Source organism: Novimethylophilus kurashikiensis, from assembly GCF_003112435.1.
Taxonomy (GTDB): domain Bacteria; phylum Pseudomonadota; class Gammaproteobacteria; order Burkholderiales; family Methylophilaceae; genus Novimethylophilus; species Novimethylophilus kurashikiensis.
In genome coordinates, this window is sequence record NZ_BDOQ01000006.1 from 245,955 (window position 1) to 266,311 (window position 20,357).

Annotated in this window: 15 protein-coding genes and 1 tRNA gene; 11 read left to right on the forward strand and 5 right to left on the reverse strand. The window is 54.5% G+C overall.

Features of this window, described 5'->3' with window-relative positions; all coding sequences use genetic code 11:
• The first annotated feature begins 1 nt into the window (after position 1).
• From polA to NMK_RS08760, 5 genes are all read left to right on the forward strand, one after another.
• Positions 2 to 2,725, forward strand: coding sequence for a DNA polymerase I (polA, locus tag NMK_RS08740; protein WP_109015386.1), 2,724 nt, complete (start codon positions 2 to 4; stop codon positions 2,723 to 2,725).
• Between the two features lie 189 nt (positions 2,726 to 2,914).
• The gene (locus NMK_RS08745; RefSeq protein ID WP_109015387.1) at positions 2,915 to 4,576 is read left to right on the forward strand and encodes a methyl-accepting chemotaxis protein; all 1,662 of its coding nucleotides are present in this window, start codon (positions 2,915 to 2,917) and stop codon (positions 4,574 to 4,576) included.
• Positions 4,577 to 4,830: 254 nt separating this feature from the next.
• Positions 4,831 to 5,121 carry a co-chaperone GroES gene (gene groES, locus NMK_RS08750; RefSeq protein WP_109015388.1) on the forward strand — a complete coding sequence of 97 codons (291 nt, stop codon included), beginning with the start codon at positions 4,831 to 4,833 and terminating at the stop codon, positions 5,119 to 5,121.
• Positions 5,122 to 5,167: 46 nt separating this feature from the next.
• Entirely contained in the window at positions 5,168 to 6,805 is a 1,638-nt protein-coding gene (gene groL, locus NMK_RS08755; protein ID WP_109015389.1) for a chaperonin GroEL, read from the forward strand.
• 479 nt (positions 6,806 to 7,284) lie between these two features.
• Positions 7,285 to 9,405 (forward strand): UvrD-helicase domain-containing protein, encoded by a 2,121-nt coding sequence (locus NMK_RS08760; protein ID WP_109015390.1) that lies wholly within the window; start codon positions 7,285 to 7,287, stop codon positions 9,403 to 9,405.
• Positions 9,406 to 9,470: 65 nt separating this feature from the next.
• Here NMK_RS08760 and NMK_RS08765 read toward each other — a convergent pair whose 3' ends face one another.
• From NMK_RS08765 to NMK_RS18880, 5 genes are read right to left on the reverse strand one after another with little or no spacing between them, the layout of a single operon-like run.
• On the reverse strand, positions 9,471 to 10,190 hold the full coding sequence (locus NMK_RS08765; RefSeq protein ID WP_109015391.1) for a UDP-2,3-diacylglucosamine diphosphatase: 720 nt from the start codon (positions 10,188 to 10,190) through the stop codon (positions 9,471 to 9,473).
• Between the two features lie 3 nt (positions 10,191 to 10,193).
• A complete protein-coding gene (locus NMK_RS08770; protein WP_109015392.1) occupies positions 10,194 to 10,685 on the reverse strand; it encodes a peptidylprolyl isomerase in 492 nt (163 codons plus the stop codon).
• A complete protein-coding gene (locus tag NMK_RS08775) occupies positions 10,678 to 11,337 on the reverse strand; it encodes a peptidylprolyl isomerase (RefSeq protein ID WP_227871431.1) in 660 nt (219 codons plus the stop codon). Before NMK_RS08775 ends, NMK_RS08770 begins: the two co-directional genes overlap by 8 nt.
• Positions 11,338 to 11,369: 32 nt before the next feature.
• Positions 11,370 to 12,608, reverse strand: a complete 1,239-nt coding sequence (locus NMK_RS08780; protein WP_109015394.1) for a L,D-transpeptidase family protein — start codon at positions 12,606 to 12,608, stop codon at positions 11,370 to 11,372.
• A 9-nt stretch (positions 12,609 to 12,617) separates the two neighbouring features.
• Positions 12,618 to 13,874, reverse strand: a complete 1,257-nt coding sequence (locus NMK_RS18880; RefSeq protein WP_265415765.1) for a nuclear transport factor 2 family protein — start codon at positions 13,872 to 13,874, stop codon at positions 12,618 to 12,620.
• Between the two features lie 12 nt (positions 13,875 to 13,886).
• Between NMK_RS18880 and cysS the strand changes: the two genes are divergently transcribed.
• The 6 genes from cysS to NMK_RS08815 all read left to right on the forward strand — a co-directional run bounded on the left by cysS (position 13,887) and on the right by NMK_RS08815 (position 20,324).
• Entirely contained in the window at positions 13,887 to 15,260 is a 1,374-nt protein-coding gene (gene cysS, locus NMK_RS08790; protein WP_109015396.1) for a cysteine--tRNA ligase, read from the forward strand.
• 79 nt (positions 15,261 to 15,339) lie between these two features.
• Positions 15,340 to 15,416: transfer RNA gene (locus tag NMK_RS08795), tRNA-Arg, on the forward strand.
• Positions 15,417 to 15,921: 505 nt separating this feature from the next.
• Positions 15,922 to 17,004, forward strand: coding sequence for a nucleotidyltransferase domain-containing protein (locus tag NMK_RS08800; RefSeq protein WP_227871432.1), 1,083 nt, complete (start codon positions 15,922 to 15,924; stop codon positions 17,002 to 17,004).
• A complete protein-coding gene (locus NMK_RS08805; RefSeq protein ID WP_109015397.1) occupies positions 17,001 to 18,734 on the forward strand; it encodes a ThiF family adenylyltransferase in 1,734 nt (577 codons plus the stop codon). Before NMK_RS08800 ends, NMK_RS08805 begins: the two co-directional genes overlap by 4 nt.
• On the forward strand, positions 18,731 to 19,213 hold the full coding sequence (locus NMK_RS08810) for a Mov34/MPN/PAD-1 family protein (protein WP_109015398.1): 483 nt from the start codon (positions 18,731 to 18,733) through the stop codon (positions 19,211 to 19,213). The genes NMK_RS08805 and NMK_RS08810 overlap by 4 nt, the downstream gene beginning before the upstream one ends.
• Entirely contained in the window at positions 19,206 to 20,324 is a 1,119-nt protein-coding gene (locus NMK_RS08815) for an SAVED domain-containing protein (protein ID WP_109015399.1), read from the forward strand. Before NMK_RS08810 ends, NMK_RS08815 begins: the two co-directional genes overlap by 8 nt.
• Positions 20,325 to 20,357 lie beyond the last annotated feature (33 nt).

Sequence of the window (20,357 nt, forward strand, 5' to 3'; positions counted from 1 at the left end):
AATGAAAACATTATTGCTGGTAGACGGTTCGTCCTATCTTTACCGCGCATTTCACGCCCTGCCCGACCTGCGCAACAAACATAACGAGCCGACGGGCGCCATCTACGGTGTGCTGAATATGCTGCGGCGCCTGCACAAGGACTATCCGGCCGATTATAGCGCCTGCGTGTTCGACGCCAAAGGCAAAACCTTCCGCGACGACCTCTACCCGGAATACAAGGCCCATCGTCCGCCCATGCCAGACGACTTGTCGCGCCAGATTCCGCCGTTGCTGGAAGCGATCACGGCCATGGGCTGGCCGTTGCTCATGGTCGACGGCGTCGAAGCCGACGACGTGATTGCCACTCTGGCTTGCCAAGCCCGCGCTCAAGGCCTCCGCACCGTCATTTCCACCGGCGACAAGGACCTCGCCCAACTGGTCAATTGCGACGTCACCCTAGTCAACACCATGACCAACGAAGTGCTGGACGAAGCCGGAGTGATCGGCAAATTCGGCTTGCCTCCTAACCTGATCGTGGATTACCTGACGCTGGTGGGCGACGCGGTGGATAACGTACCCGGCGTGGAAAAATGCGGCCCCAAGACCGCCGTGAAATGGCTCTCCCAGCATGGCACGCTGGACAATCTGGTCGAGAATGCCCATCAGATCACCGGTGTAGTCGGCGAGAATCTGCGCAAGGCGCTGGACTGGCTGCCGATGGGGCGCCAGTTGATTACCGTCAAATGTGACGTCGAACTACCCGTCACCATAGATGGGCTAACCCATCCCGAACCCGATCGCACCAAGCTCGCCGAGTTGTTCGAGCGTTTCGAATTCAAGACCTGGCTGCGGGAATTGGGCAATGCCGGAGAAACACCAGCGGCGCCCCCACCTATTGCAGAATCGGGCCAGATGGGTCTTTTTGCAGAGAGCCAAGCTGCACGCGAGTACGAAACCATCCTCACCGAGGCCGAACTAGAACGCTGGCTGGAGAAACTGCAGCAAGCCTCGCTGATCTGCTTCGACACCGAAACAACAAGCCTGGAACGCATGGACGCCGCACTGGTCGGCATGTCGTTCGCCGTGTGCTGCCACGAAGCCGCTTACCTGCCCCTTGCCCATCGCTATGCCGGCGCTCCGCAGCAGCTGGATTTCGATACCACGCTTGCCCGCATCAAGCCGCTGCTGGAAAACCCGAACGTACTCAAGGTGGGCCAAAATCTTAAGTACGACAAGCATGTGCTCGCCAACCATGGTATTCAACTGAACGGCATCGCTCACGACACTCTGTTGCAATCCTACGTTCTGGAAAGTCATCGCACCCACGACATGGACTCCTTGGCGATGCGCCATCTGGGCGTCAAGACCATCACGTTTGAAGAAGTCGCGGGCAAGGGGGCCAAGCAGGTCGGCTTCGATCAAGTCGCCATCGAGCAGGCCGGCGAATATGCAGCCGAGGACGCCGATGTCACCATGCAACTGCACGAGGCGCTCTATCCGCAAATTGCGGCCGATAAAAAACTCGAACACGTGTACCGCACCATCGAGATGCCACTCCTGGATATCCTCTACGATATCGAGCGTTACGGCGTACTGATCGATACCAAGATGCTACAGGCCCAGAGCCACGAACTGGGTCAGAAGCTGATCGAACTCGAACAAAAGGCCCACGCCCTGGCCGGTCAGCCGTTCAACCTGGGATCGCCCAAGCAGTTGCAGAAAATCCTGTTCGGCAAGCTCGGCATCAAGCCGCTCAAGAAAACGCCGTCCGGCGCGCCTTCCACCGATGAGGACGTGCTGCAGGAACTAGCGCTCGACCATCCGCTCCCCAAGGTGCTATTGGAATATCGCGGCTTGTCCAAGCTCAAGTCGACTTACACGGACAAGCTGCCCAAGATGGTGGATAGCAAAACCGGGCGCGTGCACACCAATTACAGCCAGGCAGTGGCCGTGACCGGGCGTCTCGCCAGCTCCGACCCCAATCTGCAGAACATCCCCGTCCGTACCGCAGAAGGTCGCCGCATCCGCGAAGCCTTCATCGCACCGCCCGGACACAGCATTATCTCGGCCGACTATTCGCAGATCGAACTCCGTATCATGGCGCATTTGTCGCAGGATGCCGGTTTGCTCAAGGCCTTTGCCGAGCGCCAGGATATTCACCGCGCCACTGCCGCGGAAATCTTCGGGGTGGAGCCCGAAGCTGTCAGCAACGAACAGCGTCGCTATGCCAAGGTCATCAACTTCGGCCTCATCTACGGCATGAGCGCGTTCGGCCTGGCACAGAACCTCAATATCGAACGTAGTGCCGCGCAGAGCTACATCGACCGCTATTTCGCACGCTATCCTGGGGTCGCCGATTACATGCAGCGCACCCGCACCGAAGCCAAGATGAACGGCTACGTCGAAACGCTGTTCGGCCGCCGCCTGTGGGTGCCGGAGATCAACAGCCCCAACGGCATGCGCCGCCAGGGTGCCGAACGCGCCGCCATCAACGCCCCAATGCAAGGCACTGCCGCCGACCTCATCAAGTTGGCCATGATTGCCGTGCACGGCTGGCTCAAGTCGCAGAACATCGGCACGCGCATCGTCATGCAGGTGCATGACGAATTGGTGCTCGAAGTACCGGCTGGCGAACTCGAATTAATCCGCCAAGAACTCCCGCGGTTGATGAACGGCGTCGCCAAGCTGGACGTGCCTCTCGAGGTTGAACTGGGGGTTGGCCCCAACTGGGAAAGCGCCCACTGACCCATCTACTCCCAAAGTACTATCGACAAACCATTTGCCGTTCTGTCTAATGCAAAAGAAGGTCGCATCAGCACCTTCTAATCATTCCTAATAAGAACTACTCACGAGAGGAGCCGTGTGGATTTGCCACGCCGGCCATCCATTCGGTTCCCCTGTCAGGTAGCAATAAAACGACAAGATACGACAGTAATGCAATGGCAACGGCCAGGGGAGATCGATATCGTGAGGAACAATCAACCGGTCACGAATAATGAATACGTATTGCGAGATGAAGCAGCCATCATCTCGCGCACCAATCACAAAGGCGTCATCACCGAATGCAACGACGAGTTCGTCGAGATTTCCGGCTATACCCTCGACGAATTAATCGGGCAAGCGCATAACCTGATCCGCCATCCCGACATTCCGCCTGCGGCATTCAAGGATTTGTGGGAGACATTAAAACGGGGCCGCCCCTGGGTCGGCATCGTCAAGAATCGTCGCAAGAACGGCGATTTCTATTGGGTCAAGGCGACGGTCGCACCTCTGCCCGACGGCAGCGGTTACTCATCGGTTCGCATCAAACCTACACGCGATGAAATCCAGCAAGCCGAGGCGCTTTATCGCCGCATCAACAACGGCGAGAACATCCGGCTCAAGGAAGGCACCGTGGTGAAAACCGGGTTTGCTGCCGTGGCTGACTATTTCAATAGAGTATCTATCGCAAACGGCATCCTGGCTTCCGCGCTGCTGGCGAGCTTGTTCTTTATCGCGCTTCCGGCTATCGCTCTCTTCTTCCCGACAGCGCAGCTTGCGCTATGGACAACGTCGCTACTGGGCTGCGTCACGGTGGCTGTTAGCGCCCGACTTAACATCAAAAGCTTGGGGCAACGACTTAGGGTTGCGGAAGACGCGGTGACCTCGATTGCTACCGGCGACTTGATCAAACCGCTGCCGCCCGCCGGCAACGATGAAATCAGCAACCTGATCGTCAAGGTCGCCATCATGCGAAATGCGCTGCATGAGTTGATTGCGGCTGTGCGACAAAACGTGGAAGCGTTGTATCGCTCTTCCTCGCATCTCACCCATTCTGCCGACGATACCGCTCAAGTCTCTATCGAGCAGTCTTCGGCTGCAGCAGGCATGGCGGCGGCGATTGAACAACTATCGGAATCGGTAGACGTAGTGGAAGGCAATTCCCGAAGAGCGCTAGCAATCACCCAGGACTCAGCTGCTCGTTCAAAGCAAGGCGGGGACATTATTCTCGCGGCCAGTCAAGAAATGCAGAACATTGCAGCTGCCGTCAAATCCACTGCGGAAACCATAAGCGGCCTAAAAGACACTTCTCACAACATCTCTGGCATCGCCAACGTCATCAATGAGATCGCCGATCAAACAAACCTGCTCGCGCTTAATGCCGCCATCGAAGCAGCACGGGCCGGAGAGGCCGGCCGTGGCTTCGCCGTGGTCGCGGATGAAGTACGTAGCCTTTCGGAACGTACCGCGCAATCCACCCAGCAGATTTCACGCATGATCGCCGAAATCCAGGCTGAAACCGACCGCGCCGCCAGGGAAATGAACAATAGCGTCGAACGCGTCAATCACGGCGTAGATCTCGCCAACCAGGCAGGCGTTTCGATCTCAGAAATCAGCGAGGGCAGCCGGCAGATCGCAAGCGCAGTCGATGAGATTTCGCACGAACTGCACGAGCAGGCCACCGCAGCCCGGGAGATCGCCCTGAAAGTCGAACAGATTGCCTCCAGTGCCGAAAACAACAGCGCGTCCGCCGCGCATACCGCCGATTCGGCCAAAGGTCTTCAATCCATTTCAGGCCATCTGCAAACGCTAGCGTCCCGCTTCCGCATCAGCTGATTGCGAATCAGCCGCTGACGATGCGGTGAAGGAAGAAAATCCTCCGCATCGTTAATTCCTAGGCCATCAAGCATGGTTTATGGCCTAGTTTTTCATCGCATCATCAAAGACATAATAAGTTTTTTCATCATCGTCCCTTGAAAATCCAAAGGGTCGCCCCTATTATTAGCACTCGAAAGGCATGAGTGCTAATCCTCTGCCTGATTCATGAACTTAATGTTCAACGATTTCTAACCTATTAGGAGTGTTTAACAATGAAAATTCGTCCCTTGCATGACCGCGTCATTGTCAAGCGTCTGGAAGAAGAGCGTACGACCGCTTCCGGTATCGTCATTCCCGACACTGCTGCCGAGAAGCCTGATCAAGGCGAAATCCTGGCTGTGGGTAACGGCAAGGTGCTGGAAGACGGTTCCGTGCGCAAGCTGGAAGTCAAGGTGGGCGATAAGGTGTTGTTCGGCAAGTACGCCGGCCAAACCGTGAAGGTCTCCGGTGAAGAACTGCTGGTGATGCGCGAAGAAGACATCATGGGCGTCGTTGAAGCTTAATAGCTCGACACCTTACGACAGAATTTGAATTCAGGAGAATTTAATAATGGCTGCTAAAGACGTACGTTTCGGCGATGAAGTTCGCCAAAAAATGACCAATGGCGTGAACGTTCTCGCCAACGCTGTTAAGGTCACCCTGGGCCCCAAGGGCCGCAACGTGGTGCTGGAGCGCTCCTTCGGGGCCCCGACCATCACCAAGGACGGTGTTTCCGTTGCCAAGGAAATCGAACTGAAGGACAAGTTCGAGAACATGGGCGCGCAAATGGTTAAGGAAGTCGCTTCCAAGACCTCCGACATCGCTGGTGACGGTACCACCACCGCTACCGTGCTGGCTCAAGCCATCATCCGTGAAGGCATGAAGTCCGTTGCCGCCGGCATGAATCCGATGGACCTGAAGCGCGGCATCGACAAGGCCGTCGCAGTCGCCGTCGAAGAACTGAAGAAGCAATCCAAGCCTTGCACCACCAGCAAGGAAATCGCTCAGGTTGGCTCCATCTCCGCCAACTCCGACTCCAACATCGGCGAGATCATCGCCAATGCGATGGACAAGGTGGGCAAGGAAGGCGTGATTACCGTTGAAGACGGTTCCGGCCTGGAAAACGAACTGGACGTCGTCGAAGGTATGCAATTCGACCGCGGCTACCTCTCCCCCTACTTTATCAACAACGCTGAAAAGCAAATCGCGCTGCTGGATAACCCCTTCGTGCTGCTGTACGACAAGAAGATCTCCAACATCCGCGACCTGCTGCCGACCCTGGAACAGGTGGCCAAGGCTGGCCGTCCGCTGCTGATCATCGCTGAAGACGTCGATGGCGAAGCACTGGCTACCCTGGTTGTGAACAACATTCGCGGCATCCTCAAGACCACCGCTGTTAAGGCGCCTGGCTTCGGCGACCGCCGCAAGGCCATGCTGGAAGATATCGCCATCCTGACCGGCGGTACCGTGATCGCTGAAGAACTCGGCCTGAAGCTTGAAAACGTGACCCTGAACGACCTGGGCCAAGCCAAGCGCATCGAAGTGGGCAAGGAAAACACCACCATCATCGACGGCGCTGGTGCTGAAGCCAACATCAAGTCCCGCGTCGAGCAAATCCGCAAGCAAATCGAAGACGCATCCAGCGACTACGACCGTGAAAAGCTGCAAGAACGCGTGGCCAAGCTGGCCGGCGGTGTTGCCGTGATCAAGGTTGGCGCTACGACCGAAATCGAAATGAAGGAAAAGAAGGCGCGCGTTGAAGATGCACTGCACGCTACCCGTGCTGCTGTCGAAGAAGGTATCGTTGCAGGCGGCGGCGTTGCTCTGCTGCGCACCCGTGCTGCCATCGCTGCTGCCAAAGGCGACAACCACGACCAAGACGCTGGCGTGAAGATCGTTCTGCGCGCTATCGAAGAGCCGCTGCGCCAAATCGTTTCCAACGCTGGCGTTGAGCCATCCGTCGTTGTGAACAAGGTGCTGGAAGGTTCTGGCAACTTCGGCTTCAACGCTGCCAACGACACCTATGGCGACATGGTGGAAATGGGCGTCCTGGATCCGACCAAGGTGACCCGTTCCGCACTGCAAAACGCTGCTTCCGTGGCAGGCCTGATGCTGACCACCGACTGCATGGTTGCAGAGCTGCCGAAGGAAGATGCTCCTGCAATGCCGGGCGGCATGGGTGGCATGGGCGGCATGGACATGATGTAATCCAGCCATCCTGCAAACCTACTACGCCTGCAGGGTCGAAGTTGCGCGGTGCTCGGATCCTCATGTACTTAAAGTACATTCCGGTTCCTGTACTCCGGGCGCCCTCGATCCTGCGGCGCTCGCTACGGTTTTCAGAACGGCTGACACCTGTCACAAGCCCCAAAAGGCTCGCTTCATGCGAGCCTTTTTTATTGCTTTACTTCCGAGAAAAATTGGGAATATACTGCGTCATCAATTCATGCCGGTTTTTTGCCGCTTTGCGTTTGCAACGGGCAAAAAAATCCCCGGTTAAAGGGGATAAAACCGGGGGAAAAGATGCCTTAATGCAGATTAAGGCGCCCGCTCAGGGAGGAGAAGCGGGAGACGAAGAAATCGTCTATTGCTAAGACGACCCGCAACCAGATTGGTTCCCGCCAGATTTGTAAAAATTTATACATGCGTGATGCCCACCGGCGTCACGCATTTTTTGTTTTCGACCTATGCCAGATAACTTGCTCGACGGGCTGAACGATAAACAGCTCCAAGCCGTCACCCTACCCCATGCTTCCGCATTGATTCTTGCCGGTGCCGGCAGCGGAAAAACCCGTGTACTGACCACACGCATCGCCTGGCTGATTCAAAACGGGCTGGTTTCGCCCAATGGACTCCTGGCGGTCACATTTACCAATAAAGCGGCGCGTGAAATGTTGACGCGGCTTTCAGCCATGCTGCCCATCAACACGCGCGGCATGTGGATCGGGACTTTCCACGGGTTGTGCAATCGCTTCTTGCGCATGCACAACCGCGAGGCAGGCCTGCCGACGACCTTCCAGATTCTGGATACGGCCGATCAACTTTCAGCCATCAAGCGTGTCATGAAGCTGCTGAATGTAGATGACGAGAAGTACCCGCCGCGCCAGGTGCAGTCCTTCATCAACAACAGCAAGGAAGAAGGTCTACGCGCCGACCGGGTCGAGGTCTACGACCGGCATTCGGAGAAAATGCGCGAGATTTATGCCGAATACGATGCCCAATGCAATCGCGAGGGCGTCGTGGATTTTGCCGAATTGCTGCTGCGCTGTTATGAAGTGCTGGCCCGCGACACAGCCCTGCGCCAGCATTACCAAGAACGCTTCCGTTACATCCTGGTCGACGAGTTCCAGGATACCAATCGGCTGCAATACCTGTGGCTCAAATTGCTGGCTGGCCCTGGCAATGCCGTATTTGCGGTCGGCGACGATGACCAATCCATCTATGCCTTCCGCGGGGCACGGGTCGGCAACATGCAGGATTTTCGTGCCGATTTCGATGTACAGGACGTGATCAAGCTGGAGCAAAACTACCGTTCGCACAGCAATATCCTGGATGCGGCCAACGCCATCATTTCGCACAATCGTAACCGCCTGGGCAAGAACCTCTGGACGTCTGAAGGCGGCGGAGAACCCATCCGCATCTACGACGCCTACACCGACCAGGACGAAGCCAACTTCATCGTGGACGAAGTCAAGGCGCTGCATAAGGATGGCATCGAGTTGTCAGACATGGCATTGCTCTACCGCTCCAACGCCCAATCCCGGATCTTGGAGCATGGCTTGTTCTCCGCAGGCGTACCTTACCGGGTCTATGGAGGATTGCGATTCTTCGAACGCGCCGAAATCAAGCATGCGCTGGCCTACCTGCGTTTGGTGATCAACCCCGACGACGACACATCGATATTGCGCGTTATCAACTTCCCTACTCGCGGCGTCGGCGCGCGCAGCCTGGAACAATTGCAGGAAGCAGCACGCGCTCAGGGAGGTAGCCTTTGGCAGGCAGCGCTTGCAGCGAGCGGCAAGATCGCCGCTTTCGTCGCGCTCATCAAGTCGATGCAGGAAGCGTGTACCGGTTTGCCGCTACCGGAAATGATGGATGCCGTTACGCAAATGAGCGGGCTGCGCCAGCATTACAGCGCGGAAAAAGAAGGCGCTGAACGCATCGAAAACCTGGACGAGCTCGTCAACGCCGCCATCGCTTTCATGAGTGAGCGTGATGAGAATACCTTGGTCGATTTCCTCACTTACGCCAGCCTGGAAGCCGGCGAGCATCAAGCAGATCCGGGACGCGACGCCTTGCAACTCATGACGGTGCATGCCGCCAAGGGGCTGGAGTTTCACACCGTGTTCATCGGCGGCATCGAGGAAGGCCTGTTCCCACACGAGCAGAGCATGTCGGAAGCTAATGGGTTGGAGGAAGAACGACGTCTAATGTATGTGGCGGTAACTCGCGCCCGACGCCGGCTTTACTTGAGCCACGCCCAAAGCCGCATGCTGCACGGCCAGATCCGTTACAACATTCCCTCGCGGTTCCTGGACGAGATTCCGGAAAACCTGCTGAAACGGCTGAACGCCCGCCCTGTTGCCAAGTATCAGGCTGCTTATTCCACACAGGAATTCGCTGCGACACCGCGTGCAAATGCCAGTAATGCACCATGGAAAGTCGGGCAAGGTGTTCGCCATGCCAAATTTGGCGCCGGCGTCATTCTCGCTTATGAAGGGGGCGCCGATGCCCGGGTTCAGGTCAATTTCCGCGATGCGGGGACGAAGTGGTTGGCCTTGGAATACGCCAAGCTAGAAGCGTTGTAATCAGCGCTCAAACTTAGTACAGGTAGCTTTATTTGTTTATGGAAGTTGCAGGCGAAACGCCTGCACTACAGGTTGACGACTTCGCAACCTTGTTTAGTGCAAAGAAGATAACTGCCCGTATCACCCCAATCGGACAGGACGATCCGTTCGCAATGCTTTCCGTCGATCTCCAACGAATGTCGTGCAGGGCGGTGTGTATGCCCGTGAATCAAGAGCGGCGGATAGCCGTGCGTGCGTAAGCATTCCGCAACCGCATCCTGGTTCACATCCATGATGGCTTCGGCTTTGTAGGATTTAGCTTCTTCACTGCGGGAACGCAGGGCTTGGATCTGTGACTTGCGCTGTGCCAGCGGCAAGCTGAGGAAATCCTGCTGCCACTTCGAATCGCGCACCATCTGACGGAATTGCTGATACTCAACATCGTCCGTACACAGCGCATCACCGTGGGTAAGTAGCGCGGATCGACCGTAGAGGTCGATCATCACAGGATCCGGCAATAGTTCTGCACCACTTGCCTGCTCAAACCCGGCTCCCAGGAGCACATCCCGGTTGCCTCGCATCACATACACCTTGGTTCCGCTATCGGACAACCTGCGCATCGCCCCGAGCACAGATTGAATGTAAGTGCTTTCAACATCGTCGTCACCTGCCCAATATTCGAACAGGTCTCCTAGGATGTATAGCGCTGCAGCTTGTGAAGCCTCTCTGCTGAGGAAATCCAGGAACAACTGCGTCGTACGCGGCCGTTCCTGACAGAGATGCAGATCGGAAATGAAAAGAATCAAAAATTAAACGACTTTTGCAGACTCGATCACCACGTCTTCCACCGGGACGTCCTGGTGGCCTGCCTTGTTGCCGGTCTTGACCTTGGCAATCTTGTCCACAATGTCCATGCCCTCGACCACCTTGCCGAACACGCAATAACCCCAGCCTTGGGCGTTGGGTGCGCGGAAATTCAGGAAATCGTTATCAGCCACGTTGATGAAGAACTGGCTGCTGGCCGAATGAGGATCGGGGGTGCGTGCCATAGCGATGGTATAAGGCTTGTTCGGCAGGCCATTGTCAGCTTCGTTCTTGATCGACGCGTTGGTCGACTTTTGTTTCATGCCAGACTCCATACCGCCGCCCTGAATCATGAAACCGTCGATCACACGGTGAAAAACGGTGCCGTTGTAAAAACCGCTGTTCACGTATTCCAGAAAATTGGCAACAGTACCCGGCGCCTTTTCTGCGTCCAGTTCAAGCTTGATGGTGCCGTAGTTTGTAGTAATTTCAACCACGTTTCTTTCCTTTTTTTGCAATTTGAATAGGTTTATTGATCGTTTCCGGTTGCGGCGGACCATAAGTCTCAGCCACGACCGGAGTATCCAATTGATGTGCGCCGGAGATCACAACAGCCTCGGTCGGCACATGCTCCATCTTGCCGATCTTGGTCGTTTGGCTTTCGCTGATACGTTTCACAACATCGATGCCACGCACCACCTTGCCAAATACGGTATAACCTTCAAGTCCGGCTTCCTGGCGATAAAAGTTGAGGAACTTGTTGTCTTCCAGGTTGATGTAGAACTGCGAAGTGGCCGTATTCGGTCCATAACTACGAGCCATCGCCAAAGTGCCGTAATCGTTGGAGAGCCCATTGGTTGATTCGTTCGGAATCGGGTCGAAAGTCGATTTGGCTTCCAGTTTTTCGGTCAGTCCACCGCCTTGAATCACGAAGCGTTGGATCGTGCGATGAAAAATGGTCCCGCTATAAAAACCGCTGGCAACATAGCGTAAAAAGTTCTCCACTGTCTGCGGCGCCTTATCGGGATAAAGCTCAACCACGAAATTGCCGCGGTTGGTTTCGACTTCTACTTGAGGATTGGCTGCAAGCAGTTGAAAACTCGCCAGCAGGCCCACGACAAAAAGCAGCGCTCTGGTATAACCCAGCATGTTGACCTCCCTCATCCGGCCTTTACTTCAGGCTATACAGCACCTTCGTAAAGAATCTTCCATTGCCCGTCTTCCAGTATCCAGTACTGGCGCTTGCGCATGTGGCTGTTAAGGCGATCACTCTTGAAATCCTGATCGAAGCTGACCACCGCCATCTGTTGTTGGCCGTCAGGATAGCGGAAAACGCTCAGGTTGGACAGTTGGATACTCGTCGCGGATTTGCTCTGCTGGATCCTGCGCTTTTCATCAGCCCAGGCCTTGAAGTTCTTGCCTTCGCTAAAAAAATCGCGCGAGTACCTGGCCAAATAATCCTCGGTATTCTGGGTCTCCCAATCGCGCCGCCATTGTTCCATTGCGCCCATCAAGCGCTCTCGTTCGGCCTTGAGGGCTGCCTGCGAAACCGGATTGTTGCCTACGATCACGACAGGAGTACTACCGTCTTGAAGCACAGGGGCCAGTGAGCTGATATCTGGATTGGTGAGGACAACGCATCCGTCCGATGCGCGCGGGGGACGGCTATAGGTATTACTAGGCGTGCCATGCAGCCAGATCCCATGCCCATTTTTGCCGCGATGCTTGTCCCACTCGTTGGGATAGCTCAACGGGTAAGCTGCGGTGCCATACATATCCGGCAACTTCTTGCGCTCTAATTGCTTGCCGGCGAAATACACCCCGATAGGCGTCTTTTTGTCGCCCTCGGACTGCTTTTCCGTACCGTTTTTTCCGACAGTCACGTAGTAATCAGCCACATAGCGTGGTTGGCCATGATCGTTGCGGTAAAGGTAAAGACGAGACTTGTTGGTATCTACAACGATGGCATGGCGTTGCGCTTCGTCCAGTTGCCATAGGTAATCAGGTTGCGCAGGCGCATCTTCGCGGGAGAGATAACGCTCCAGCCGTACTCGTGCCTCATCCTGGAAATCAGCAATCTCGTCGCGTGGGGCATTAGGTGCACTGCCGAAACCTGAAATCTGCCGCGCCTTGGCTTGCAGGAGGTCGCCGCGCACAAGGTAGGCCAGCTTGAAATTAGGCATGGCGCGGATGACCTCGTCGATATCGCTCAACGCGGCATCCAGCTTGCCTTGGGTGGTTTCCAGCAGGCTCCGGACCAACAAGCCTTCGATTTGGCGTGGAGTCCCGTGCAAAAAGGACTCCAACCGTGATGGACGATCAGCAAAGTAAATGGCGGTGGCGTTCCACGGCAACAACATTGCCGTCAAGATACAAAGTTTTCCAGTCGTAAGCGCCAGCGTCTGTAGTTTCCGGGACATACTCAAATGTTAATGGTTGGCCAATTCCTGCGTTATTAGCCACTTCTCACCCATTTTCACAAACACAAGGGTCTTGCTTGTACGCATACTATTGATGCCCGCACGGTAGCTTTGCTTGAACGCAATGGTAGCATGATTGCCGTCAATGCTGACTTTTGGATTCAGTACTTCGACCTGAATCGAAGCAGGCTTGCGAATACGCTCGCGGCGCATTTTCTCCCACTCCGACCTGCTCTCGCCATTAGGCGTTTTGAAATCCTTTGCATAATAGGCGAGGTAAGCATCCACATCGCGTGCCGACCAGGCCTTGGCCCAACCGTGCACAGCTCTCAGCAAAGCCTCTTGGGCATTGTTTTTGGACTGGTCTTCTTTACTAACTTTTGCCTCTTCCTTGGCGGTTACGCTCTTGCTTTTCTCCACCGTCATCGACGTCGCATCTGGCGCCTTGTCTTTCGATGATGCTTTGTCCGCAGATGCTTGCACAGGCTCCACCTTAGGCTTGGCGGGCTCCTCAGCCTTTGCAACTACTGCAGACTGTAGCGGCGGGTTAACTGCAGGAGGTGCAGGAGGTTGACTAGGCGCGACTGCTACCACTGGCGAGGACAGCGTAGGCATGACAGGAGTTGGGGTCGGTTTCGCTGGAACCCCGGATGACGCGACGACCGCACTACGCGAAAACAGCTCCTTCACTAACATCAGCTTGGTTTGAGCACGCGAGTTACTGCGATCCAGTTGCAAGGCCTTGTCATAGGCATCGCTCGCCATCTTGGCATAGATGTCCCCTAGATTTTCATGCGCCGTTGCATAACTGGGGTGCGTTTTAATCGCTTTCTCCAGCGAGATCCGGGCCTTGTCGTACTGGCCCTGCTCGGCATAGATCACAGCAAGGTTGTTATAGGGCTCAGGGAGTTCCGGGTGTTTTTCCGTAATGTCAGTGAAAATCTTGATGGCTTCGGCAGACTTGTTTTGTTCTGCCAGAACCACGCCCTTGAGAAATTGCGCGGCAACATCCTTGGGATGGGCTGCGAGATAAGCATTCACTTTATCCAGGGCCTGGGAATACTGCTCCTGGCCCATCAATTGGGAAATATCCTTCAATTCATCCGCATGTGAGACAAGCGGGAAGCCGAGCGCCGCAAACAGCAACAAACTGAGCAAGGGAGTGCGTAAGCGGGTCATTATGCTATACTTTTTTCCAAAATTTCGGTTGCGGAATTCTAGCAACTTACTTCCTTTTAATCCAAATATTTCAAGCAGTTCCAGCACCCTTTTAATCCCATGCTAAAAATCTACAATTCGCTTGCACGCGACAAGCAGACCTTTGTTCCCATCGAACCCGGCAAGGTACGTATGTATGTTTGCGGCATGACTGTTTACGACTACTGCCATTTGGGCCATGCCCGAGTGATGGTGGTATTCGACATGGTAGCGCGCTGGCTACGCACCTCGGGCTATGACGTCACTTACGTCAGAAACATCACGGATATTGACGACAAAATTATTAAGCGTGCGGCAGAGAATCAGGAAACCATCGATTCCTTGACCGGGCGCTTCATCCAGGCTATGGATGAAGATTCCGCTGCCCTGGGTGTCCTGCGTCCGGACATTGAACCCAAAGCCACACAGCATATTCCGCAAATGCTGAGCATGACCTCCCGTCTCATTGAAAACGGGTTGGCTTATGTGGGTAGCAACGGTGACGTGTTCTATGCAGTGCGCGAATTTACAGGCTACGGAAAGCTATCCGGCAAATCCCTGGAAGACTTGCGTGCCGGTGAACGTGTAGAGGTCGACACCCACAAACGCGACCCGCTCGATTTTGTTCTCTGGAAATCGGTCAAACCCGGCGAGCCACATTGGGATTCCCCTTGGGGGCCTGGACGTCCTGGCTGGCATCTGGAATGCTCAGCCATGAGTGAACAGCACCTGGGCGACCATTTCGATATTCACGGTGGCGGCGCCGATCTGCAATTTCCCCACCACGAAAACGAAATCGCCCAATCCGAGGGCGCTCATAACTGCACTTTTGTGAATTATTGGATGCACAACGGTTTTGTGCGCGTCGACGACGAAAAGATGTCCAAATCATTGGGCAACTTCTTCACCATTCGTGAAGTCGTCAAAAAATTCGATCCGGAAGTGTTGCGCTTTTTTATCCTGCGCGCGCACTACCGCAGCCCGCTCAATTATTCAGACCAGCATCTGGAAGACGCCAAGCAAGCGCTGACGCGGCTTTATACCGCACTGCGCGGAATCGAGATTCCTAACATCGCTATCGACTGGAGCAACGCTTATGGCGAACGCTTCAAGGCAGCAATGGATGATGATTTCAATACTCCGGAAGCCTTTGCTGTTTTGTTTGAACTGGCAAATGAAGTCAACAAATCAGGCTCCGTTCAATCGGCGGCATTGCTTAAATCCTTGGGAAACACCCTAGGGCTGCTGGAGCGCGACCCCCAAGCCTACCTCCAAGCCGGCAGCAGTAGCATGGATGTCCTCACAGCCGAGCAAGTCGAGCAATTCATCTCGGATCGACTCAATGCTCGCAAAGCCAAAAATTTTGCAGAAGCCGATCGCATCCGCAAGGAACTCGCCGAGGCGGGCATCATCCTCGAAGACGGCCCCCAAGGCACCACCTGGCGCCGTGCATGAGTTCAATAAATTCGAATATTTCCGCGAAAACCTCTTGAACAAAATCGCTGGCTCTGTATAATCTCGGTCTCTCAACAACGCGCCCGTAGCTCAGCTGGATAGAGTACTTGGCTACGAACCAAGGGGTCAGGAGTTCGAATCTCTTCGGGCGCGCCAAATAAAACAAGGGGTTAGCAGAAATGCTAACCCCTTTTTATTTATACGGGGTTACGCAGGGGTTACGCTAAGATCAATTAGCCCTGTAACCATCGTTAAGAACATCTCAGTCTTTTTTGCCCGCGGTTTCTCGTCTCGGTTGATTATTCAGCCAGTAAGCTATCCACTCTATACCCAGGCGTGCCAGCACCGGATGCAAAATTTACTCCGTAAGACAGTTAGAACCTAAAGTCGCTCTTCTGGTGACAATGGCGATCCACTTTTTGACCCCTGCACTTGTAAGTCACAGCTCCGACACGTTAAACAAAATCCATTCTTGGTCGAATTCACATTATTACCCCTACCTCAACTCAGTTCTTTAGTTAAATAGGGATGAATCAAGTATATGTACGTGCTTCTTTCAGCAGATCCAAAAAGCCCCATATATTGAATTAAAATAAAATAAAACACTAAATATGGTGTTTTTATTGTAAAGTAGGGTTATTCGAAAAACCATTTATAAATTATGCATCCGCTCATTCGCCTTGGTCTGTTCACAGCGGCCGCATGGCTCTTCTTTGATGATAAGGACTCTAAGATGCCAGCAGTACAAAAGCAATTCGAAGACTTCCATTCAAATATTAAGCTCGACGACGATGACGAAAAAGCGACCCTCCGCGAGAAGCGAAAAATACTTCTTGACGCCTTGAATAGCCATTTGAACGACGTCCCATCTTTCGAGCACTTTAATCAAGGCAGCTATTCGATGCACACAGGTGTGGTGCCCCTTGATGGCAACTATGATATCGATGTGGGTCTCATCTTTGACTGTAAACGGGACAAGTATCCCGACCCCGTTAAACTAAAGACTAAAGTTCGCGATGCACTCAATTCGAATGGGCGGGAGGTTGTCATCAGACGCCCCTGCGTAACAGTAAACTATATGCGTGGAGCCGAAATCGAGTATCACGTTGACTTGGCAATCTATGCCAAGCGTGATGATGACCAGCTCGACCTAGCTAAGGGCAAAGAGAATTCCATCGAGGGGTATCGGGTCTGGGAAACGTCAGCCCCTAAAAAGCTCACTGAGCTCATTTGCACCGCGTTCAAGGATACGAACGAGTTGGCTCAGTATCGCCGCTGCATACGCTATCTCAAGCGCTGGCGTGACGTCCAATTCCGCAATGGTGGAGCTCCACTCAGCATTGCGCTCACCGTGGCTGCTAAAACGTGGTTCAAGCCCTACTTCGAAATCTCAGGTAAACCGACGGATTTGCTTGCCCTGCTCGACTTGACCAAGGCAATCCTGTCGCACTTCGAAACTTCCTACAGCGATGATGATGGTTGGCACCAACGGTTGAAGGTCACTTTACCGGTGACCCCATACTGCGACTTGATGGCAGGCATGTCGAAGGGGCAGATGGCGACGTTCAAGGAGAAGCTGGAAGCGCTACGCGATGCTCTCAGCGATGCCTACGACGAGGAATTGCCCGAGGACGCCTGCAAGTTACTCAAGAAACAGTTTGGTGACGATTTCAAGGTGCCGGAGAAATCCGAAACGGCCAAGGCGGTAGCGGCTGCGGTGATCAGCACCGGGAACTCCGCTTGACGGAGTCCACCATCGATGCGGACGACACCTCGAAGGTAGACGCCGCCTTCGAGGCCGTCAAGACCGTTTGTAATTTGGGCGGCATCGAGGTTGTACGCCTGGAGAGCCCAGACACGAAATCTCTAGGAATCGAGCTAACTGGCGCGACGTGCAAATGGCCTTTGTACGTCAATTGTGACGAGGAATTGCTGCGCCTTCCGAGGGTCTGGACACCGCCTCCGGTAACACCACTCGCGCATGTTAGTTACTCTGGTGTCGTGTGCGTTGACGATGGCCAGGGGCTGTCGCTAGACCCTAAGCAACCAGCGGAAATCGTAGCGCATACGGTCCTCAAAGCATATCACCTGCTCGAACATTCGTCGCTCGATGCGACTAACGGTTATACGGAGTTCTTCAATGAACTAGAGGGCTACTGGTTACACCTGCCAGACTCTCTGCGTTCCCGTGCCTACTTCGAGGTTGACGGCAACTCCCGGATGATTAAGGGGTTCTTAGATTCGAAACTGAATAAGCCAATATGGTACTTTGTGGAGCGAGACGAGAAAGTGCCCTGGGAAGTTCAGGATAAAAAGCTCGCGGGGCACCGTGCTCTGTACGTTCACGTTGATACGCTTAGTTTGCCGCCAGTGAAACCTGATAAGTTGACCACAGGGTTCGTCGACGAGGTTCATCAACGGTTGTCGCGTGATCAGTTGAAACTATGGGAGGAACTGGTCGGACCATCGAAAAATTCACCAAAGCGAGTGGCGCTGCTGGTATCCGTGCCTCGACAAGCTGGCGGACGTTCGTTGGTCGGCGTCTCTTTTGGGGCATACCGTGGTGGTGTTGATGAGAGAGTAACGGTTGCGCCATTGACTATGCGTCGCCATACCCCCAATTACATGCGCGCTCGAGGCGGCGCGTCGCTTGATTTAATGGGGAAGCACGTGGCTATTCTGGGCGCTGGAGCTATCGGTAGCGTTGTCGTCGACACCTTAGCTGCAACTGGCATCGGAAAGTTAACGGTAGTGGATCACGACGAATATTCTGAAGATAACGTGTTTCGTCATCTTCTACAGCCACTCTACATTGACTTAGGCAAGCCGATAGGACTAAAGCTGTCGCTGGAAAGACGTTACCCAGGTGTCGAGATCACGCCGGTTTGCACGACAGCACAAGAATGGCTTAAGACTGCCGATCTTAGAAAGTACGACGGCATAGTGATTGCTTTTGGCGCGCCGTCCATTGAGCGCTCTTTATCGCGTGCGCTCAGGAACAGGCGGTACGAACTGCCCGTGGTTTTCACCTGGCTTGAGGCTCTGGACATCGGCGGACATTCGATACTGATGTGGACCAAGGGCGAGGGCTGCCTTGACTGCGTCTATCGCGACGACGATGGTCACCCGTCCCAAGTGTCGCGCACTTCGTTTCTGACGCCAAACCAGCCCGTAACGCGCAACCTTACGGGCTGCGCCGGTGCATTCGTCCCATTCGGGCCCATTCAGGCGCGCCGCACTGGCTTGATGGCTGCAGAGCACATCCTTTCGGCAATCAGCGTAATCCCAGCGGGTGTTGCGGCACACCAGCCTTCCTACCGATTCTGGGTTGGTGACGGCAGCGCAGCTGCTCAACATGGGCTGCACACGACGCACTGGTTTCAGTCAGCCCGGACAACATTCCAGGATGACGCTACGCAACGGATCTTCGGCCGTCCCTGCATGCACTGCCGCACACCGCAGGAGCCGACGTGAAACTGGTTTATCGCGTCACGCCGCAGCAGCGACTCATCATCGTAGAGCATGCCATACAGCAGATGGTGGGGTATACGCAGCGCCACTGGTGGAATTGCGAGGCCGGTGGCGTCCTGCTAGGGCGTCATCTTCTGGATTCACATGACGTGGTCATCGACGAGGTGTCTACGCCCCAGAAAAGTGACCTCCGCAGCAGATTCGCCTTCTTCCGGTCATCCAGGCATGAATACCTCGCGCGTCAGCGATGGTTAGAGCAGGATAGAACGTCAGCCTACCTGGGGCTGTGGCACACCCACCCCGAGCCCGACCCGAATCCCAGCAGCGTCGACCGGCTCGACTGGCAGCAAGCTGTGTATGGAGACACGTTTGAAGGCGACCATCTGTTTTTCCCCATTATTGGCACAGAACGAATTCGAGTGTGGTGCCTGAGCCGCAGCGGCACAATTCAGGAACTGAATCAGGAGATCAAGAATGGCTAGAACTCAGGATAGAGCATACATCCCTCGGGACGTGCGCCGCGAACTATGGATTGCTGCTGCTGGACGTTGCGAATTTCGAGGCTGCTGCAAGCCTGTTGACCGGGACTTTTTAACCAAGACGAAGTGTAAAGTGGGTGAATATGCACATATCATCGCTGACAGTCCGGACGGTACTCGCGGAGTTGCAGGTGAATCAGAGCGCTTGGCCAAAGATCCAACCAATCTCATGCTTGCATGCTTCGATTGCCACAGCCGTATCGACCGGAATGGAAAAAATAATGAATATACGGCAGAGCAACTACGAGCAATGAAGCGTGAGCACGAGGCTCGCATACAGTTCATCTACTCGGCAACTGGTGTAAAAGACAGCCTGCCAATAATGATGTCATTTCCTATCGGTGCCCATGTGCCTGTCATCGACGTTCGCCAAGTTCAGTATGCAATTTTAGAGAACAGTGGCTACACACGCTTTCCTCTTGATAAGCATGTTCATATTGATAAGAGTGATTTCGACACCCAAGACAATTCGACTGATTTCTGGCCGCGAGCGGAGCGCGTTGTCACTGAAGTCTATGAGCGGCGTATCCTTCCCGAAATCACCGCGAGAAACGGCGCGACCCATTTGACTGTGGTTGCCTTCGCACCCATTCCAATGCTCATGAAGCTTGGAGCGCTCCTCGGAGACAAGACAGAAGCAACTGTGTTCGACCTACCCACTGAACGATGGCTTTGGGATAAAAATGCCGACTGCCCGTCTCCGCAATTCCTTCACGTTGTACCTGATCAATTACCTCGTGAAGTTGCGGTTGTCGTGAGTATCTCTAATGTGGCCACTCCACCTTCATATTCCAGCATTGTGGAATTCCGAGCCGAAGCTCCCAACCGTGGAATCATTCGTACAGAGGGTCATGTCCAAGCCTTCCGACGGGAGTTCAATGCATTCCTCATGAAGTTGGTCCGGGCCGGCGTACGCGTTCTCCATTTGCACCCTGCAACTCCGCTATGCCTTAGCGTCGAGATTGGCCGCATGTTGCTACTTAAGACGTTCGAAGAAATTCATGTATGGGAGTGGCAGGCGCCCATTTGGAAGCAAGCTCTTCGGCTAAAATAACTAACATTACTTCCACCGAACGACGCGAATTCT